The 1619-nt window shown below is 48.3% G+C and carries 1 protein-coding gene; it reads right to left on the bottom strand.

Annotation, left to right across the window (positions count from 1 at the left end; translation table 11 throughout):
* Positions 1–19: 19 nt before the first annotated feature.
* Positions 20–1393, bottom strand: coding sequence for an IS110 family RNA-guided transposase (locus tag FPE01S_RS24490; RefSeq protein WP_046371774.1), 1374 nt, complete (start codon positions 1391–1393; stop codon positions 20–22).
* Positions 1394–1619 lie beyond the last annotated feature (226 nt).

Genomic DNA, 1619 nt, shown 5'->3' with positions numbered 1-1619 from the left:
GCGTGCTACTATATAACTATTACGCAACTTGTTGAAGCTGAGCAATTTTCTTTTGGTAGTAGGCGATCTTATCTGCCTGCATTTTCTCCTTATATTCTTCCATTTGGATAGGGTTAAAGGCTACTTTTTCAGTGATCATTTTGTAGTAAATGATTGCCATTTTTCTCGCAGTTGCAATGATGGCGTATTTGTTCCCACCTTTGGATTTCATCTTTCGGAAGTAATGGCCGAGGTAGTGGTCGCTTCGCTGCAGGCTGTTCGCTGCTGCACGGAAGGCTTGCGTGGCGTTGCCAGCTTTCTTTTTCATCACCATACTGCTGATCACTTTACCCCCGGTGATTTTGTTGTTGGGGCATAGATTGAGCCATGCTACAAATTTCTTTTCATTCTCCCATTGTCGAAGGTGGGTGCCTGTCTCGGCCAGGATTTCCATGGCTGATGTTTGGCTAACGCCATAAATTTCTGTTACATCGACGCCATGGATGCGTTTCAGATAGGCATGCGCATCAAAATTGGGAGCATTTTTGGCTGTATATCTTTTCCTGCTGGCCTTTTCAGTTGGCAGTTTGGTTGGACAACTTTCGATGATCCCTTCTTCCATCATCGCTGCTTGCAGCTGTAACTGCTCCTCTATTTTCTTTTCGCAAACCTCGATTTTATGTTCTATATAGCGGTGCAGGTCATAATTCTGGGCAAGCAGAAAGAGCTGTTCCTCGTTCCAGGTGCCGGTGAGGGACTGCTCGATGGTGTCAGCTGACGCCTTTATGCGACCGTTTACCAGCGGCAGGAAGGCTTTGGGGTTGCGCTCTCCGCCAAGAATGGCTTCAATAATGGCCTTTCCGGTTTTGCCCATGATATCACTGATGACCGAATGCAGTTTGATGTTCATCAACTCCATCGACTTTTGCATCCGCAATACATAGGTGCTGGCATCCTCTCTTAACCGACGCCGATGGCGAACCAGCGTTCGGAGCTTTTCAGTTGGTTCGTCAGGTAAATAGCTGCTGGTCAACAAGCCGCAGCTGTGAAGCTTTTGGATCCAGCGGGCATCTGCCTTGTCTGTCTTGCGGCCACTGACATTCTTGATCTGGCGCGAGTTTACCAGCGCCACATCAAAGCCATACTCGAGCAGCACGCTGAACAGCGGCCGCCAGTAAACCCCGGTGCTCTCCATGGCAACAGTCGTAATACCACACCGCTTTAACCATGTTGCCAATTCATGCAGATCACGGGTAAAACAACCAAATTGACGAATGGATTCTTTCTCACGCCCCTCCGGCACTGCCACCATATGCATGGTGGCTGACACATCAATGCCTGCAGCGTCAAGATGAACGATCGGCAGGCTCACAGCCGCTTTTCCGGCTGGTTCATTTTTTGTTCCTTTGCTCATAAGTTTCGATTGAGGAAGCACTCCGCCTGACGGCAGGTTGTATCAATTACTCTACTATACGGGCTCAGCTGTAACTGTCCCAGTACGTAACATACGGTAGCCGTCAGAACCAGACTTTGCGAGGGGCTCTTAGCCCACTTACGCTAATGGTCTTAACTGCGGGGTGCTTTCTTTTAAAGTTATATTAATCGAAACTTAGGCCCCCTAACTTATACTTTGCGTGAAA

The sequence above is a fragment of the Flavihumibacter petaseus NBRC 106054 genome (assembly GCF_000974785.1).
Classification (GTDB): domain Bacteria; phylum Bacteroidota; class Bacteroidia; order Chitinophagales; family Chitinophagaceae; genus Flavihumibacter; species Flavihumibacter petaseus.
This window is presented reverse-complemented; position numbering and strand designations above follow the sequence as displayed.

Excerpts from the sequence above, each read along its gene's own strand:
- FPE01S_RS24490 (WP_046371774.1), bottom strand. The coding sequence starts at position 1,393 with ATGAGCAAAGGAACAAAAAATGAACCAGCCGGAAAAGCGGCTGTGAGC.